Origin of the sequence: Pseudomonas sp. JZ134 (assembly GCF_051027695.1) — a bacterium.
Classification (GTDB): Bacteria; Pseudomonadota; Gammaproteobacteria; order Pseudomonadales; family Pseudomonadaceae; genus Chryseomonas; species Chryseomonas luteola.
Window position 1 is genome coordinate 4,117,781 of the sequence record NZ_CP069250.1, and the last position, 16,082, is coordinate 4,133,862.

Here is a 16,082-nt window from a genome sequence, read left to right on the forward strand (position 1 = left end):
CTGTATCTGTCAGGAAAACTCACAGGTCGGATAATGAACGATCTTCCTCCTTTAAATGCTCTGCGTGCCTTTGAGGCAGCGGCACGCCTGGGAAGCGTCAGCAAGGCAGGAGCGGAGCTGTTCGTTACCCATGGCGCGGTAAGCCGTCAGATTCGTGCATTGGAGGAACAGCTGGGCGTGGTGCTGTTCGTCAGGGAAGGGCGGGGCCTTGCGCTAACCGAAGCGGGTCTTCGACTGCGGGACGCCAGTGCCGAAGCGTTCGAGCGGCTGCGCAGCGTCTGCGCCGATCTCAAACGCGGCGCCAGCGATGCCCCCTTTGTTCTGGGGTGTTCGGGCAGCCTTCTGGCTCGCTGGTTCATTCCGCGGCTGGATCGACTCAACCGTGAATTGCCTGAACTACGGCTGAGCCTGTCCACCAGCGAGGGAGAGCTCGATCCCCGCCGTCCCGGCCTCAACGCCACACTTTTGTTTGCCGAGCCAACTGCACCGCCGGACATGCACGTACACGTACTGGCCCCTGAATGTATCGGCCCGGTCGTCAGTCCCCGGTATGCCAATGCGTCCCTGTTTCAGAACGCACCACCTACGGCATTACTGGGCGAGCCACTATTGCATACGGCTTCCCGCCCGCAGGCCTGGCCTGCGTGGGCGCAACGCCATGGTCTGCCAGCTGACAGCCTGACGGTTGGCGCAGGCTTCGAGCACCTGTATTACCTATTGGAAGCGGCAGTGGCCGGGTTAGGGGTCGCCATTGCGCCTAAACCCCTAGTGGCAGGAGATCTGGCGGCAGGACGGCTGATAGCACCGTGGGGATTCGTTGAGACCGAAGCGGTTTTGGCATTATGGGTGCCGGGGCGGCTGGCGGACCAGCGAGCACAGCGGCTTGCACAGTGGCTGCGAGCAGCGCTGGCAGAAGACTAGGAAGGATCATCGCCGCCCGGCAAGGCGAGCGGCGAAAAAGGCGACATTATTATTCGTCGCGCAACAGCCACCAGCCTGCCAGTACAGTCAGACCGGCCACCACGCCTACAGTAGCCCAAGGGTGCTTGCGCACACTTGTACCGGCTATTTTGCTGGCTTCTAGTGCCAGTACACGTGCTTCGTCATAAAAATCTTCCAGGCTCTCACCCGAGCGGTGCAGCGCGTGGCTGGTGTTGTCCTTGAACGACTTCAACGAATGACGGGACTCCGCCGAAGCACTGCGCTTCAAGGAGGAGAGAGAATCTTTCAGTGTCTGAATCTGGTCTTCAAGATTTTCAAGGGTTGCCTGATAGGAACTGTTACGAGCCATGGCGTGAACCTCCTGTTTCATTGGGTGTTCCGGGTCTGACTTCACCCGGCAGCGAAAGTGCGACACAAACTTGATCAACACTTGTACACACTGAACTAATCCTCGTTTTGATGAGACTCATTAAACAAGCGGTTTTTTCCTTGGCCAGATGATTGGCCAACTACAACCAGGAGGTTTACATGTCTGATCATCACACGTACAAGAAGCTGGAAATTGTCGGCTCCTCCACCACCAGCGTCGAAGATGCCATCAACAACGCCCTGGCGGAGACCAGCAAGTCCATCAAGAACATGGAGTGGTTTGAAGTCGCCGAGACCCGCGGTCATATTCAAGACGGCAAGGTGGCGCACTATCAGGTAACGCTAAAAATCGGTTTTCGTATCGAAAACAGCTGATCTGATAAAAGAGATTTCGCAGTGAACCAATAAGCGGCGAAACGCTCTATTGCTGCGAGAACTTCCTAGAGCTGCCCGGCAGGTGATAGCGCAGCGGCCTTTGCGCCGATCCGCTATCAACCCCCGCGCAGCTCCGTAATCCCATTCCTCTGCATTTCCCCTCTCGTTATCCCATCTGCAACAAAAACCTAACGCCTGTTCCGGGCAGTTCCGTCTGCTAGATAATGAGCCTCGCTCAGCCTTACCTCAATGGGCAGTGGTTGCGATTTTCGTGACAACATCGGAGGCGATTGGCCTGAACTCTTGCGGGGTCGCGCTATCCGTATTTATACGCACGCTTCGTCATCACGAAGCCATGACTGCCACCCATATTCAGGTATACAAACGGAGAGTTACACGCAATGCATATGACCCAGGGACTACGCTTGAGCTGGAAGATTGCGGTCTTCGCCGTGCTGGCTTCGCTCTTGAGCGGCTGCGGCATCAACACTATTCCTACCTATGACGAGCAAGTGAAGTCGGCCTGGGCGCAGGTGGAAAACCAGTATCAGCGCCGTGCCGATCTCATCCCGAATCTGGTTGAGACCGTAAAGGGTTACGCCAAGCAGGAGCAGGACACCCTCACCGCCGTGATCGAGGCCCGCGCCAAGGCAACCTCCATTCAGGTCGACGCGAGCACGCTTAACGATCCCCAGAAACTCCAGCAGTTCGATCAGGCCCAGCAGCAGCTGAGTGGTGCCCTGAGCCGGTTGATGGTGGTGTCCGAGCGTTATCCGGATCTGAAGTCCAATCAAAACTTCATGGCCCTGCAATCCCAGCTGGAAGGTACTGAAAACCGTATCGCCGTGGCCCGCCGTGACTTCATCGCCTCGGTCGAGCGCTATAACACCGAAATCCGCACTTTCCCGGGCAGCATCTGGCACAAGATCTTCTATAGCGACCTGCCGGTTCGCGAGAACTTCAAAGCCACGACGCCCAACGCTGATCAGGCACCCAAGGTCAACTTCAATCAATGATTGATCGCCCGGTGTTTCGCGCCTTTGCACTATGGGTCCTGTTCTGGGCTTGTGCAGCAGTGGCACAGGCCCAGCAGGCTCCTGGTTTCCCACCCTTGACCGGACGGGTCGTTGATCAGGCCGGAATGCTGGACGCTCAGACCAAGGCTCGGCTGGAACAGATGCTCAAGGCCCATGAGCAGGCGACGAGCGAACAGGTAGTGGTCGCTACCATTCCCAGCCTGCAAGGCCGTTCCATTGAGGAGTATGGCTATCAGCTCGGTCGCCATTGGGGGATCGGGCAGAAAGGCAAAGACAATGGTGCGTTACTTCTTGTCTCGCGTGACGACCGCAAGGTGCGAATCGAAGTCGGCTATGGTCTGGAGGATCGTCTGACGGATGCACAGTCCTTCCTGATCATCAATCAGGTGATCGTTCCCGCGTTCCGGCAGGGTCAGTTTGCCCAAGGCATCAGCGAGGGAGCCAGTGCCATGCTCAAGGTGCTGGGCGGCGATCCGCTGGCACGCCCGGCACAGGATGATACATATCACGGCAGTGAAGATCGTCCTACCCCGATTCTGTTCATCGTCCTGTTCGTCATCATCCTGTTCATGATGAAAGGTGGCGGAGGCGGGCGTGGTGGACGTGGCGGGCGAGGCAACTCGGTGCTAACCGGCGCAATCCTTGGCAGTGTTCTCGGCGGTGGTGGCCGCTCGGGAGGAGGTGGCCTTGGAGGAGGTGGTTTTGGTGGGGGCGGCGGCAGCTTTGGCGGCGGCGGGGCTTCAGGTGATTGGTAAGGAGAGCGGACCTCTATGACATTACTCAACGAGCACGAGCAGCGACAGGTCGCTGAAGCCATCTCTCGCGTTGAACGCGATACCGATGCAGAGCTGGTCACGGTGCTGGCCGCACGGGCCGATGATTACACCTATATCCCGTTACTCTGGGCGAGCCTCATTGCATTGATCGTTCCAGGCGCGATCAATTACTACCCAGGTTGGTTGAGCCCCCATGAACTCCTGCTAGTCCAGTGGGGCACGTTGATTGCGCTGAGTTTGATCTTCCGCATTCCAGCCATCACGACGCGTCTGATTCCACGCCAGGTGCGTTGCTGGCGCGCGTCCAACCTGGCACGCCGTCAGTTTCTCGAGCACAACCTTCACCACACACAGGCGGAAACTGGCATGCTGATCTTTGTATCGGAAGCCGAACGCTATGTGGAAATCCTCGTAGACCGAGGTATTTCGCAAAAGCTGAGTGACGAAACCTGGCAGTCGATCATCGCAACCTTTACACAGCAGGTTCGTCGTGGCGAAACCTTGCAGGGCTTTCTGACCTGTATCGACGCATGCGGTGAGCACCTGAAGCAACACCTGCCGGCAACCCATACGCGTAACGAGCTACCGGACCGGCTGATCATCCTGCCCTGAGGGGTAGGCGTTTCCCTTGTTTGACGCGGGCCACTGTGGCCCGTGACAGGTTATTCCCCTTGCAAACGACCACCACCTCTATTCCTCGCTATCCCGTGATGGTGCTGATCCTCGGCGCCCTGGCCTGTATCGGTCCCATGTCGATTGATGCCTACCTGCCGGCCTTTGGCGCCATCGGCCGAGATTTTCAGCTGACACCTGAAAAGACCCAACTGACGCTCGGCCTGTATATGCTGGCGTTCGCATTCATGACGCTTCTGCATGGCACCCTGTCCGACTCGTTCGGCCGCCGGCGGGTTATTCTTTCGGCCCTGGCGGTGTACATCGCCGGCTCGCTGATCGCGGCGCTCGGCCCGAGCTTCGACTGGCTGCTGGCAGGCCGTGTCTGCCAGGGCCTGTCCGCTGGTGCAGGAATGGTAGTGGGACAGGCCATCGTGACGGACTGTTACAAGGGTCCGGTGGCCCAGAAAACCATGTCCTACATCATCATGGTCTTCAGCGTGTCCCCAGCCTTTGCGCCGATTATTGGCGGCTACCTGTCAGAACACACCGGTTGGCGCGGCGTGTTCTTTTTCCTGGCGGCGCTTGCCGTTTTCAGCGCCTCGCTCTGCGCGTTCCTGATGCCCGAAACCCTGGCGCCAGAACGCAGGCAAGCCTTCGATCTGAGCGTCCTGTCGCGCAATTACGGACGAGTCATGCGGGACGGGCAGTTCATGGCACGCGCCGTGGTCTTCGGCGCCCTGTTTGGCGGCTTCGCCTTCCTGATCGGCGCCGCCCCGGATTTTGTCACCCAGGTACTGGGGCTGGCCGAAACCGACTTTGGCTATCTGTTCATCCCCATCGTGATCGGATTGACCAGCGGGTCCTTCCTGGCAGCACGGCTTTCCTCACAATTGCCTTCCGGTCGACTGATCGGCTTTGCCTACGCCATGCTTGGTCTGAGCTGCCTGATCAACCTGACCTATACAGGTCTGGCTACCGACCTGAATGTCTATGCGGCCGTTATCCCCGCACGGGCTGTTCGTCTTCGGCCTGTCGCTGGGCATTCCTACCATGACGCTACGCATCCTCGAACGCGTACCGGAGCTGTCCGGCACCGCCGCGTCAGTCCTGGGGTTTGTCCAGATGATCTTCTTTTCCATCGTCAGCGGCTGGCTTGCACCGCTGGTGTACGGCAGCGCCTTCCGCCTGGCCGTGGCCCTGTCCATTGGAGTCGTGGTAAGTGGCTTGGGTTGGGCGCTGGTCACGCGTCTTTCCTCATCGGCCGAGCCCGCCTCAACGCGGTAATGTCTTTCCGGGCTGGCCATTTAAATAGCCAGCCCGCGTCTTTGTTCACAGCCCCCTTGACCCTATCGTAACGTGAGGCCTCAGGATCAATTCCGCACGTGGAAGAAAGGAGCAATTCGATGCTATTGAAAGTGGGCGAACTGGCTAAGCAGTCGGGTCTTACGATTCGGGCTCTTCACCATTACGACAGCATCGGCCTGCTCACACCCTCCGCGCGTTCCGATGCCGGCTACCGACTGTACAACCGGGCCGATATTGCCCGGCTGCACCAGATCCAGGCCCTGCGTGGCATGGGCCTGTCGCTGGCCGAGATCGGAGCCCGTCTGGCGCGGCCAGACGTTGCGCTCCTGACCATCACCGAGCAGCAGATCCGCCGGCTGGACCGACAGATTACTCAGCAAACCAATCTGCGTAATCGCCTGGCAGACCTGCATCGCCAACTCAGTGAAGGAGAGGAGCCTGACCTGGCCGATTGGTTAAAAACCTTGGAATTGATGACCATGTACGAACAGCATTTCGCCCCTGAAGACCTGAATGATCTGCCTTTCTACACTCCCGCCAACCAGCAGGCTTGGCGCGCACTGGTACAGGAAGCCCATCAGCTCCTCCAACAAGGACTCCCCCCTGAGTCCGTTCAAGCACAGTCGCTGGCACGGCGCTGGATGACGCTCCTGGAGCGCAATACATCAACCAACCCGGCCCTGGCCGTACGGCTCAACGAGCTGTTCCGCCAGGAGGCCCCGCTACAGGAGCAGACGGGTGTCACCACCGAGATGACCCGCTTTATCCTGAAGGCCTTCACGGCCGGCAAGCTTGCGATCTATGAACGGTATCTCACACCCGAAGAGTTCGCCTTCATGCAGGCAAACTATGGCGAGCAGGTCCCGAAATGGCTACCGCTTCTGGCCGATCTACGCCGCATTATGGATAACGGACTGCCTCCCCACTCTCCAGAGGCGCTGCAGCTGGCGCAACGCTGGACCGCATTGTTTACCGCCTATGCAGGCACAAATCCCGAGACCCACCATAAACTGCGTCAGGCCCATGCCTGCGAGCCGCAGCTGGCTGAGGGCACCTGGATGACAGACGATATCCAACGCTATCTCGGTCAGGCCATGGCAGCACTGCGCACCTAGCCCTGCAAGCCCTGATTCTGTGATCAGGGCTTGGCAAATGAGAGAGACAGCGAGGGCAGCTCCAGTGGAGGCTTGGTCAACCAGGCCTCCTCTTCCGCCTGGGTCGGCACGAACCGGCCTCCTGTCGCCTCTTGTGGCACCTGACCGGCCAAGGCGAAGGAGCCCATGCCGAGCGTACAGGCCGAACTTGGATAGTGACTGGAGATGGCATAGTCATCCGTCAGGGCATGGGCACTCATTGCACCGTTCTGCGCAAGCACGGCCTCGACTACGGCCTGCTGCTGATACTCGGTAAGCGTGACCGTCAGGACAGTCGAGTGCTGGGTAATGGCCTCGCGCGCGGGCTCATCATCGGCCAAGTCGAAAAGCGAACAGAAGAAATGGCTGATTCGTTCACCCAACGAACCTGTAGAAGAACCTGCCGTCTCATTTCGAGAGGCTGAAAGTGAGATATGCCGACCGGCTACACCTTTTGCGATCAACTCATGTCGGACATGCTCGGCTTCGCTTAGGCAGCCGAAGGCTGCTTTGAGAATGTGCTCCATCGCTACCACCCTTTTTAGTTATTGTGTTCACAGCCCGCTTAGCCGGGCCTGTCGCTAAAGGCAGACAGCGCCACCTGAAGGGAAAGGGCTCATCTGCCTGCCAGGGGATTCTGCAACAAGGTAAAAAAGGTGGGTGAGAGCATTTCGTCCGCCCGGCACATGCCGATGGGAAGCAATACGACTAGGACTGGACAGATCCAAATAACCTCACTGACGGAGTCACTTTGAGCCGCTGCGCTGGAGTGCCTCTACTGAAACCATTCCAGCGAAACCGCTTCGATGGGCAGGGAGAAGAAGGCTCGTTTCGGAACGCACCCGTAAGCGTTGAGTCACCTTATATGTTTTTAGACGAAAGGCTATGCCAGCATATCCTGGCGTACGGCAGGGACGAACAATACCGTGACTGACATTCTGACGCAGGGCTGCTCCAGCCAGGGCCACAAGATGTGATAAGACCAGAAACGATCGGCAGCCCGGAGGGACCTATCCGTTCGAAAAGACAGTCCAGGCACTTGAGCTAACGGCCTGTGGCTTTAGCACAAACCCATGCTTATTTACATGAACCTGCTCACAGCTCTGCACGGCAGCTCCCCATTTTCTTCGGAGCGCGCGTAGGATTTCAGGATGCAGTTAACCTGCCTGACTGCTTGAAAAGGAATTCAGCATGAAATGCCCCCACTGCAAACAAAGCATCAGCGCCTTCCACGCTGCAGTCTTCGGTCCTCCTGAATCGGATGGAAGCCGATTATGTCCCGAATGCCACAAACCTTTTACCTTGAAGCTTGATGTGTTCAGAGCTATCCCAGCAGCAGCCAGCGGTGCCGCCGCCGCCCTGTTGATTGCCTTCAGGATTCCCTATGTCGGCTTTCTTCTGGGTGCCTTCGTCCTGGTATTTTCGCTATATCTGACCTCAATGCGCCTGACCAAACCTGCATCGGCTGAAGAAGAGGCGGTTTCACCATGAGCGTCCGGCTGCCACATCAGGCGGGCAGCCCAGAAAGGAGAGGGGTACGTCAGGACTTGGGCATGCCTTCCAGCATGTACTTCTCAAGCTCGACCCGGCACGTAAGGCGGGTGCAGGCAAAAACTCGGTCATTCCAGTCGGCCAGTTCCGGATAGTCATTCTGTTCGAGCGTATCCAGAAAGCCCTTGAGGCGGTATGCCTCGCTTGCGCCAAGGCGCATTAAATCAAAGCCGTGACTGATCGCAACGATCTGCAGCAGCTCGCTGACTCGCTCACCCCAAAAGACATGCTGCTCTTTGGGTACAAAACGTCCAATACTGGGCGCGGAGTGAAGATAGCTCATTCAGTGTTTCCTGAAGAATATTCATTCAAATCCCTTGTGTTGATAGCGTTAGCGCGAAAGCCGAATTTCCTGTGGCCTCTTTAATAAGTCGACACAGTAAAAGGAAACTTTAGGATCACAATGCTTTTTGCTTAACCGATTCTCCCATGTTCAGGAATGATTCAGATTTCCCTACAATACCGTGAGTTAGTGCACACAAATATTTGGTTAACCTAATCGCCAATGCTTGACCTAGAGCCTTTTGCCATCATCGCATTTGTGTAAGTCATTAAAATGACCAGCGCTGTGCCGGTTAATTCTCCAAAGGCCGTATTGAAATGCTGAGATGGTCTACTTGCCTTACAACGGCGTACTAATACGGGTGCCGATCGATAAACGCACATATGAAGCGTTTTGTGTCCGATTATCGGACACAACCACCTTTTTCAAGGGATGCAATCGCATATGCTCGGTGCATGCGGCTTACCTCCTCGGCTGGTGCATGAGCAACAGCGAGACCCTTGAATGAGGACATACAATGATCAACAAGATTGTCGAGAGCCTGAGCCAGGCGGTGGAAGACATCCACGATGGTGCCACCGTAATGATTGGCGGCTTCGGCCCATCCGGACAGCCTTCTGAGCTGATTGATGCGTTGATAGCGCACGGTGCGAAAGATCTCACCATCATTAACAACAATGCGGGCAATGGCGATATAGGCCTGGCAGCCCTGCTCAAGGCAGGTCAGGTTCGCAAAATCATCTGTTCATTTCCACGCCAGACCGACTCCTATGTATTCGACGAGCTTTACCGTGCCGGCAAAATTGAACTGGAGTTAGTGCCGCAAGGCAATTTGGCCGAGCGCATCCGCGCTGCGGGTGCCGGTATCGGCGCCTTTTTCACGCCGACCAGCTACGGCACGATTCTGGCCGAAGGCGTGGAAACACGTGAAATCAACGGCAAGCACTACGTTATCCAATATCCCATTCATGCCGACTTTGCTCTGATTCGCGCGGACCGTGCCGACCGTTGGGGCAACCTGACCTACCGCAAGGCTGCCCGCAATTTTGGTCCCATCATGGCGACGGCTGCAAAGACTACCATCGTGCAAACCCGTGAAATTGTGGAGCTGGGCGAGATCGATCCGGAAATCATCGTTACGCCAGGCATTTTTGTGCAACGTGTCGTTCGTGTTTCAGGAGATCAGGAATGAACAGACTCAACCGCAACCAGATCGCTGCCCGAGTCGCCCAGGACATCCCAGAAGGGGCCTACGTCAATCTGGGGATTGGACTGCCGACGCTAGTGGCCAACCACCTGCCGGCTGACCGCGAAATTTTTCTGCACAGCGAGAACGGCATACTGGGCATGGGTCCGGCGCCAGAGGAGGGTAAGGAAGATTCTGATCTGATCAACGCTGGCAAGCAGCCTGTTACCCTGCTGCCAGGCGGTGCGTTTTTTCACCATGCGGATTCGTTTGCAATGATGCGCGGCGGCCATTTGGATATCTGCGTGCTCGGCGCTTTCCAGGTATCCGTCACAGGCGATCTGGCCAACTGGCACACCGGCGAGCCTGATGCGATTCCTGCCGTAGGGGGTGCTATGGACCTTGCAATAGGTGCCAAGCAGGTCTTTGTCATGATGGATCTCATGACCAAAGCCGGGCAAAGCAAGCTGGTCGAGCACTGTACCTACCCGCTGACGGGCGTAGGCTGCGTATCTCGTGTGTATACCGATCTGGCTATTTTCGATATTGCTAACGGCCGCGTGTATGCCAGCGAACTTGTCGAAGGCCTCACACTTGAAAGTCTTCAGGAAATGACTGGCCTTGCACTGGTACAAAAGCCGGTTTGACCCCTATCAAAGAAGAGCGGCCTTGCCATGGAACTCACAAGCCTCAAGGTACTAGGCCCGCTTCTTCTGCCAACTTCATGGCCTTTCAACAGCCTCTGTAAAGGTTTGTCTGTCTTGAAACAACTTTGCTGACAAACCGTCACAAAGGTGTGTTAGTGTTCGCCGACTAAGCACGCTGTTATTGGCACGTTTTATGACCAATCTCCTTTTCTGGCTGCCCACGCCGCCATAGCGCTCCGCCCCGCCTCTGGCCTTGCCCGTACAGGCAGGCACACTATCGCCCTGGTTTTTTATAAACTGCGGTGCTCTGTGTTTTTCGCTTTATTTAAAGTTTGCTTAACTTTTAAACGCGTTCAACATAGCGACCATCACATTGATTTACTGTTGGGTAATGATTGAGCATCAGTCGCTCATTATTAAACCAACCACTATCGGGTTCTTAATCAACTAGCTCACTGCTTTTTGGTTAATGCCGCTCGATCAGGCTGGAGAAATATGAAAATTTTAATTACAGGTCGAAGCGGTCAGGTCTCTCAAGCGCTGCAAAGAAGCCTTAAAACCGATCATGAACTTGTTGTTCTGGGTCGTGATGCCATGGATCTTGCAAATGAAGAGGCCATTCGTGAAACCGTTCGACGTGTGCAGCCAGACCTGATTATCAATGCTGCTGCGTATACGGCTGTGGACAAGGCCGAGACCGACGCCGAGATGGCTTTCAAGGTAAACGCAGAGGCACCGCGGATTCTGGCGGAGGAGGCCGTGGCACGGGCCATTCCGTTCATCCACTATTCGACCGACTATGTGTTTGATGGTGACAAGAACGAGCCCTACAGTGAAGAGGATGCCACCCACCCCACCAGCGTGTATGGCAAAAGCAAGCTGGCTGGCGAACAGGCGGTTCAGGCCGTAGGCGGACAGTATCTGATTCTGCGAACCAGTTGGGTTTACTCCCAGGATGGTCACAACTTTGTTCGTACCATGCATCGCCTGCTGCAGGAAAAAGACGAATTGCGCGTTGTAGATGATCAGATCGGCATACCGACTTGGTCCGATACGATTGCCTCAGCCACTAGCCACATCGTAGATCGCATTACCATGGGCAACCCAGGCCCCTGGGGTATTTACCACCTTACCTCGACAGGCAAGACATCCTGGTTTGGCTTTACCGAAACGATCGCTCAAAAACTTGAAGAGCAAGGCCGTTTACGTGCCCGGCTTTATCCTATTGCCACGTATGAGTATCCCACTCCAGCGAAACGTCCAGCTAATTCACGAATGGATTGCTCACGTATTCAGACCAACTGGGGCGTGCAATTACCCGAGTGGAAAGAAGCCTTCGAACAATTCTGGCAACAGAACTTTGCAGATAAATAGCCCGCCAATAAATTAATATTAATTTAATAGCTGATTGATATCTCTTTAGAATGCGCTGATATCAGCATTATTAGTTTAACGTTATAAAAAGGGCGCCGTAGCGCCCTTTTTATATCAGCCTTTAAGTTCGGCCAGAATCTGATACGACCTGAGTCGATCAGCATGTTCATACACATCGCAGGTGAAAATCAATTCATCGGCGTCGGTCTTCTCAAGCAGCAAATCGACCCGCTCGCGTACCTTGTCTGGTCCTCCAATGATCGCCATGCCCAGCATGTTCAGCACAGCGTCTTTTTCATGGGGCAACCATTCAGGACTCATGTTTCGAACCGGCGGGCGAAGCACCAGGCTTTGGCCACGCATCAATGCCAGGACGCGCTGATAAACCGTGCTGGCCAGGTAATTGGCTTCCTCGTCGCTGTCTGCTGCAACCAGCGGAACACCCAGCATGACATAGGGCTTGTCCAGCACCTCGGAAGGGCGGAAGTTTTCACGGTACAGACGAATCGCTTCATGCATATAGCGTGGCGCAAAATGGGATGCAAAGGCATACGGTAAACCTTTGGCAGCCGCTAGCTGAGCACTGAACAGGCTCGATCCCAACAGCCAGATCGGTATGTTGCTATCGACACCCGGCACGGCGATTACCCGCTGTTCTTCCTGTCGTGGACCCAGGAAGTACTGCAGCTCCTCTACGTCGGAAGGGAAGTCATCGGCACTTCCCAAACGATCGCGACGCAGCGCATGGGCGGTCATCTGATCGGACCCGGGCGCACGGCCAAGCCCCAGATCGATACGGCCCGGATACAGGGCATCCAGCGTGCCGAACTGCTCGGCCACAACAAGAGGGGCATGGTTAGGCAGCATGATGCCACCGGAGCCGATGCGGATCGTGGATGTACCACCCGCCAGGTATCCGAGCAGAACGGCCGTGGCCGAGCTGGCGATACCGTCCATGTTGTGATGCTCAGCGACCCAGAATCGGTTATAGCCCAGCCGCTCCGCATGGCGAGCAAGGTCGAGTGAGTTGTGCAGAGCCTGGGCGGCGTTGCCATCGTCCCGTACCGGCGCCAAGTCCAGAACGGAAATGGCAGTGTCTTTGAGTTGAGTCATGCAGAAGTCTCCTCGTTAGCCGCGGCAGGCTCTTCAATTTGCCGCTGCCGCACGGCCAGATCGTAGGTATCGCGCGCCTGCTGAATGATCGGCTGCGATTGAGCGGCCCAATCGGCCAAGGCTCTGATGGGAATGACCAGGCTTTGCCCGATCCCGGTCAGGGCGTATTCCACCTGGGGCGGCGTTGAGGGAATGACCGTTCGGGTAATCAATCCATCGCGCTCCAGGTTGCGCAACGTGACGGTCAGCATTCGTTGGGAAATGCCATCGATCTGACGCTTGAGTTCATTGAAACGCAGTGGTCCGCTGTCCAGCTTGAAAACAGCCAGTGCCGACCAGGCATCGCCTACACGGTCCAGCACATCACGGATAGGGCAGTCGTGGTTTTTCAGTCGGCGGCGCCCGGTAGCGGACTTGTTAGAATCGTCCATGGCAACCTCGCTGAGCGTGATTACATCAAGAAACTCACTCTACGCCTTTAAGGCAGTTATTAAAAGTAACCTGGCTCTTTTTAGTGACTATGAAACCGATAGGGTGAGGTAATGACGCGGTAGGTCCGGTACGACAGGTGTCGTACCGGAAAAACCGTGATCAGGCAAAACCGACCACACCATGAGGGACGTAAGGTTCCTCAAGGCGGGCGATCTCTTCGGCGGTCAGGTTGAGCGAGAGGGCGGCCACAGCGTCTTCGAGGTGCTGCGGTTTGGACGCACCAATGATAGGTGCACTGATGCCCGGTTTTTGCACAACCCAGGCCAGTGCCACCTGCGCGCGCGGTACGCCACGCTCGTTGGCAATTTCGGCCACACGCTCAACCACACGGCGGTCGGCATCGGCCGTATTGGCATACAGGCTCTTGCCAAACTCGTCACTCTCAACGCGTGCGCTGCTGGTATCCCAATCTCGGGTCAGCCTTCCACGTGCCATGGGGCTCCAGGGAATGACCCCTATGCCTTCGTCACGGCAGAGCGGCAGCATTTCGCGCTCTTCTTCGCGATACAGCAGGTTCACATAATTCTGCATGGTGACGAAACGGGTCCAACCATTTTGATCTGCCACGTGCAGAGCCTTGGCAAATTGCCAGGCGTACATGCTGGACGCACCGATATGCAGCGCTTTACCCGCCTTCACCACATCGTGCAGCGCATCCATGGTTTCTTCGATAGGCGTTTCATAATCCCAGCGGTGGATCTGGTACAGGTCCACGTAGTCAGTGCCCAAGCGCTTGAGGCTGGCATTGATACTGGCAAAGATCGCCTTACGTGACAGGCCGCCCACGTTGGGCTTGTTGCGCATCGGAAAATAGACCTTGGTGGCCAGCACAATCTCGTCACGCTGGGCAAAATCCTTCAGCGCCCGACCGACGATTTCCTCACTGGTACCATCGGAATAGGCGTTGGCGGTATCAAAGAAGTTAATGCCCATGTCGAGGGCTTTCTTGAGTAGCGGGCGACTCTCTTCTTCGCCCATCGTCCATGGATGATTACCACGTTCAGGCACACCGTAGGTCATACAGCCCAGGCACAGCGGAGAAATTTTCAGGCCCGTAGACCCGAGGTTCTTATAGTCCATGACGACTCCTTGAAATAAATCGGACCGGAGAAAAGGCAGGTCATAGGCTGACCACAACCCTGGCCATTTGCTCCGGCCTTTTTACCTTACCCTGATGAACACCACCTGTACGCCTTACGTTTCGCCGCACCCTCCAACGAACTTTGCCCAGCATCCGATTTCACATATAACTCGAGTCATCCACAGGAGAGGAACCATGAAAAAGACAGCATCTGCTGTATGGCAAGGTGGTTTGAAGGACGGTAAAGGTACGATTTCCACAGGCAGCGGCGCGCTGAAGGAAAATCCCTACGGTTTCAACACTCGCTTCGAAGACCAGCCCGGCACTAACCCCGAGGAGCTGATTGGCGCAGCGCATGCGGGCTGCTTCTCCATGGCCTTTTCCATGATGCTGGGGATGGAGAACTTCACAGCCGAGCGTATCGAAACCAAGGCAGTGGTTACGCTCGATAAGGTAGGCGAAGGCTTCGAAATCACGACGATTGATTTGACCATGTCGGCCAAGATCCCAGGCATCGACAACGACCAATTCCAGGCCATCGCCAACAAGGCGAAGGAAGGCTGCCCAGTCTCCAAGGTACTGAACGCCAAGATCAGCCTGGATGCCACCTTGCTGAACTGATATTCAACTCAGTGCCTGGCTACGCTGCCGGGCACTGTTTGCCGCAAATACCTTCCAGCGTCCTTCTTCAAGCGTAGATAAAGACAACATGAAGCCTGTGGATATCTCCCTAATTATGCACAGGAGCTGAATCTTATCCACATGCGCTATAGCAAACTCCATTGCTACTTCGTCTTAATACGCCTGTCTTTTGCCTTCAAGCCATAAATTCTGTTAGTCAAAACAGGCCTACTGCAATATCCATTTTCAGCGTGGACAATATTCGAATCTTTTTGTACAGGCATTACTTATCCACATGCGTCAGTAGCAGGTCTCCTAATAAAGCTATCCAGAGGACGCAATGCTCTAATCAGGACGCCGCCAGCTGCTGTCTGAGTTCATGCAATACCGGGCTGCTCTCCGGCCGTATGCCGCGCCAGAGGTAAAATGCTTCGGCAGCCTGCTCAACCAGCATACCCAGACCATCCAGGGCTTGTACTGCGCCGTGTGTGGTTGACCAACAACAGAAGGGCGTTGGCTCCTTGCTGTACATCATGTCGTAGGTAACAGTTACACCAACGCGGACCAGGGCAGGGGTGATAGGGGGAACATCGCCGGAGAGGCTGGCAGCAGTGCCATTGATGATCAGGTCAAACGGCTCCGCTTCAAGGCTGAACGCTGCCGCCTCGATCATTCCCAGCGCTGAAAATTCACGCGCCAGCTGTATGGCCTTGCTCTCGGTCCGATTGGCAATGACCAGGGCCGCAGGCCGCTCCGCCAGAATGGGCTCCAACACGCCACGTACGGCGCCACCAGCGCCCAGGATGAGGATACGCTTGCCAGTCAGGGACAGGCCTGCATTGACCGTCAGATCACGAACCAGTCCGGCACCGTCAGTGTTGTCGCCCAGAAAGGTCCCGTCTTCCCGCTTCTTTAGCGTATTGACCGCACCGGCACGTCGGGCACGCTCGGTCAGCTCATCGGCAAATCGAAAGGCATCCTCTTTGAACGGGACCGTCACATTAGCGCCTGCTGCATTGGCAAAAAACTCACGCGCGCTGCGCTCGAACTCGCCAAGCGGCGCAAGCCAGGTGTCGTAGCGCATGGCCTGTCCTGTCTGCTCGGCAAAGCGGCTATGAATGGCAGGCGACTTGCTATGGGCGACAGGGTTGCCAATGACGGCATAACGGTCCATGGAATGTC

Annotated in this window: 19 protein-coding genes; 12 read left to right on the forward strand and 7 right to left on the reverse strand. The window is 56.1% G+C overall.

What is annotated here, in order from left to right:
- Positions 1-30 precede the first annotated feature (30 nt).
- Positions 31-921, forward strand: a complete 891-nt coding sequence (locus tag JQR86_RS19230; protein WP_037029877.1) for a LysR family transcriptional regulator — start codon at positions 31-33, stop codon at positions 919-921.
- 49 nt (positions 922-970) lie between these two features.
- Here the strand turns inward: JQR86_RS19230 and JQR86_RS19235 are convergent, their stop codons facing one another.
- A complete protein-coding gene (locus JQR86_RS19235) occupies positions 971-1,291 on the reverse strand; it encodes a DUF883 family protein (RefSeq protein ID WP_010796384.1) in 321 nt (106 codons plus the stop codon).
- A 179-nt stretch (positions 1,292-1,470) separates the two neighbouring features.
- Between JQR86_RS19235 and JQR86_RS19240 the strand changes: the two genes are divergently transcribed.
- The 6 genes from JQR86_RS19240 (at position 1,471) to JQR86_RS19265 (ending at position 6,534) form a co-directional block, all read left to right on the forward strand.
- A complete protein-coding gene (locus JQR86_RS19240; protein WP_010796383.1) occupies positions 1,471-1,686 on the forward strand; it encodes a dodecin in 216 nt (71 codons plus the stop codon).
- 407 nt (positions 1,687-2,093) lie between these two features.
- Positions 2,094-2,702 (forward strand): LemA family protein, encoded by a 609-nt coding sequence (locus tag JQR86_RS19245; protein WP_112297976.1) that lies wholly within the window; start codon positions 2,094-2,096, stop codon positions 2,700-2,702.
- Positions 2,699-3,478 (forward strand): TPM domain-containing protein, encoded by a 780-nt coding sequence (locus JQR86_RS19250; RefSeq protein WP_312271838.1) that lies wholly within the window; start codon positions 2,699-2,701, stop codon positions 3,476-3,478. The genes JQR86_RS19245 and JQR86_RS19250 overlap by 4 nt, the downstream gene beginning before the upstream one ends.
- Before the next feature lie 15 nt (positions 3,479-3,493).
- A complete protein-coding gene (locus JQR86_RS19255; RefSeq protein WP_010796380.1) occupies positions 3,494-4,111 on the forward strand; it encodes a TPM domain-containing protein in 618 nt (205 codons plus the stop codon).
- Between the two features lie 59 nt (positions 4,112-4,170).
- The gene (locus JQR86_RS19260; protein ID WP_434154097.1) at positions 4,171-5,469 is read left to right on the forward strand and encodes a multidrug effflux MFS transporter; all 1,299 of its coding nucleotides are present in this window, start codon (positions 4,171-4,173) and stop codon (positions 5,467-5,469) included.
- Positions 5,470-5,517: 48 nt separating this feature from the next.
- Positions 5,518-6,534, forward strand: coding sequence for a MerR family transcriptional regulator (locus tag JQR86_RS19265; protein WP_407362596.1), 1,017 nt, complete (start codon positions 5,518-5,520; stop codon positions 6,532-6,534).
- A 23-nt stretch (positions 6,535-6,557) separates the two neighbouring features.
- Here the strand turns inward: JQR86_RS19265 and JQR86_RS19270 are convergent, their stop codons facing one another.
- Positions 6,558-7,079: a hypothetical protein gene (locus JQR86_RS19270; RefSeq protein ID WP_019366505.1), complete on the reverse strand. Its 522-nt coding sequence runs from the start codon at positions 7,077-7,079 to the stop codon at positions 6,558-6,560.
- Positions 7,080-7,743: 664 nt separating this feature from the next.
- On the opposite strand from JQR86_RS19270, the gene JQR86_RS19275 reads away from it, so the two are divergent.
- Positions 7,744-8,043 (forward strand): hypothetical protein, encoded by a 300-nt coding sequence (locus JQR86_RS19275; protein ID WP_010796376.1) that lies wholly within the window; start codon positions 7,744-7,746, stop codon positions 8,041-8,043.
- Between the two features lie 49 nt (positions 8,044-8,092).
- Here the strand turns inward: JQR86_RS19275 and JQR86_RS19280 are convergent, their stop codons facing one another.
- Entirely contained in the window at positions 8,093-8,386 is a 294-nt protein-coding gene (locus JQR86_RS19280; RefSeq protein ID WP_010796375.1) for a hypothetical protein, read from the reverse strand.
- Between the two features lie 517 nt (positions 8,387-8,903).
- Here JQR86_RS19280 and JQR86_RS19285 point away from each other — a divergent pair.
- From JQR86_RS19285 to rfbD, 3 genes are all read left to right on the forward strand, one after another.
- Entirely contained in the window at positions 8,904-9,578 is a 675-nt protein-coding gene (locus JQR86_RS19285; RefSeq protein WP_434154099.1) for a 3-oxoacid CoA-transferase subunit A, read from the forward strand.
- A complete protein-coding gene (locus JQR86_RS19290) occupies positions 9,575-10,219 on the forward strand; it encodes a 3-oxoacid CoA-transferase subunit B (protein ID WP_010796373.1) in 645 nt (214 codons plus the stop codon). The genes JQR86_RS19285 and JQR86_RS19290 overlap by 4 nt, the downstream gene beginning before the upstream one ends.
- A 495-nt stretch (positions 10,220-10,714) precedes the next feature.
- Complete coding sequence (gene rfbD / locus JQR86_RS19295; protein ID WP_434154100.1) at positions 10,715-11,593, forward strand: dTDP-4-dehydrorhamnose reductase; 879 nt, start codon at positions 10,715-10,717, stop codon at positions 11,591-11,593.
- Between the two features lie 114 nt (positions 11,594-11,707).
- Here the strand turns inward: rfbD and JQR86_RS19300 are convergent, their stop codons facing one another.
- From JQR86_RS19300 to JQR86_RS19310, 3 genes are all read right to left on the reverse strand, one after another.
- Positions 11,708-12,706 carry an LLM class flavin-dependent oxidoreductase gene (locus JQR86_RS19300; RefSeq protein WP_019366499.1) on the reverse strand — a complete coding sequence of 333 codons (999 nt, stop codon included), beginning with the start codon at positions 12,704-12,706 and terminating at the stop codon, positions 11,708-11,710.
- Positions 12,703-13,137 (reverse strand): winged helix-turn-helix transcriptional regulator, encoded by a 435-nt coding sequence (locus JQR86_RS19305; RefSeq protein WP_434154101.1) that lies wholly within the window; start codon positions 13,135-13,137, stop codon positions 12,703-12,705. Before JQR86_RS19305 ends, JQR86_RS19300 begins: the two co-directional genes overlap by 4 nt.
- 160 nt (positions 13,138-13,297) lie before the next feature.
- Entirely contained in the window at positions 13,298-14,278 is a 981-nt protein-coding gene (locus JQR86_RS19310) for an aldo/keto reductase (protein ID WP_434154102.1), read from the reverse strand.
- Positions 14,279-14,474: 196 nt separating this feature from the next.
- Between JQR86_RS19310 and JQR86_RS19315 the strand changes: the two genes are divergently transcribed.
- The gene (locus tag JQR86_RS19315; RefSeq protein ID WP_010796368.1) at positions 14,475-14,900 is read left to right on the forward strand and encodes an OsmC family protein; all 426 of its coding nucleotides are present in this window, start codon (positions 14,475-14,477) and stop codon (positions 14,898-14,900) included.
- 349 nt (positions 14,901-15,249) lie between these two features.
- Here the strand turns inward: JQR86_RS19315 and aroE are convergent, their stop codons facing one another.
- Positions 15,250-16,074: a shikimate dehydrogenase gene (gene aroE, locus JQR86_RS19320; RefSeq protein WP_434154103.1), complete on the reverse strand. Its 825-nt coding sequence runs from the start codon at positions 16,072-16,074 to the stop codon at positions 15,250-15,252.
- Positions 16,075-16,082: the final 8 nt, after the last annotated feature.

Coding starts and splice junctions, on each gene's coding strand:
- JQR86_RS19235 (WP_010796384.1), bottom strand. CDS start 1,291: ATGGCTCGTAACAGTTCCTATCAGGCAACCCTTGAAAATCTTGAAGAC.
- JQR86_RS19240 (WP_010796383.1), top strand. CDS start 1,471: ATGTCTGATCATCACACGTACAAGAAGCTGGAAATTGTCGGCTCCTCC.
- JQR86_RS19245 (WP_112297976.1), top strand. CDS start 2,094: ATGACCCAGGGACTACGCTTGAGCTGGAAGATTGCGGTCTTCGCCGTG.
- JQR86_RS19250 (WP_312271838.1), top strand. CDS start 2,699: ATGATTGATCGCCCGGTGTTTCGCGCCTTTGCACTATGGGTCCTGTTC.
- JQR86_RS19255 (WP_010796380.1), top strand. CDS start 3,494: ATGACATTACTCAACGAGCACGAGCAGCGACAGGTCGCTGAAGCCATC.
- JQR86_RS19265 (WP_407362596.1), top strand. CDS start 5,518: ATGCTATTGAAAGTGGGCGAACTGGCTAAGCAGTCGGGTCTTACGATT.
- JQR86_RS19270 (WP_019366505.1), bottom strand. CDS start 7,079: ATGGAGCACATTCTCAAAGCAGCCTTCGGCTGCCTAAGCGAAGCCGAG.
- JQR86_RS19275 (WP_010796376.1), top strand. CDS start 7,744: ATGAAATGCCCCCACTGCAAACAAAGCATCAGCGCCTTCCACGCTGCA.
- JQR86_RS19280 (WP_010796375.1), bottom strand. CDS start 8,386: ATGAGCTATCTTCACTCCGCGCCCAGTATTGGACGTTTTGTACCCAAA.
- JQR86_RS19285 (WP_434154099.1), top strand. CDS start 8,904: ATGATCAACAAGATTGTCGAGAGCCTGAGCCAGGCGGTGGAAGACATC.
- JQR86_RS19290 (WP_010796373.1), top strand. CDS start 9,575: ATGAACAGACTCAACCGCAACCAGATCGCTGCCCGAGTCGCCCAGGAC.
- rfbD (WP_434154100.1), top strand. CDS start 10,715: ATGAAAATTTTAATTACAGGTCGAAGCGGTCAGGTCTCTCAAGCGCTG.
- JQR86_RS19300 (WP_019366499.1), bottom strand. CDS start 12,706: ATGACTCAACTCAAAGACACTGCCATTTCCGTTCTGGACTTGGCGCCG.
- JQR86_RS19305 (WP_434154101.1), bottom strand. CDS start 13,137: ATGGACGATTCTAACAAGTCCGCTACCGGGCGCCGCCGACTGAAAAAC.
- JQR86_RS19310 (WP_434154102.1), bottom strand. CDS start 14,278: ATGGACTATAAGAACCTCGGGTCTACGGGCCTGAAAATTTCTCCGCTG.
- JQR86_RS19315 (WP_010796368.1), top strand. CDS start 14,475: ATGAAAAAGACAGCATCTGCTGTATGGCAAGGTGGTTTGAAGGACGGT.
- aroE (WP_434154103.1), bottom strand. CDS start 16,074: ATGGACCGTTATGCCGTCATTGGCAACCCTGTCGCCCATAGCAAGTCG.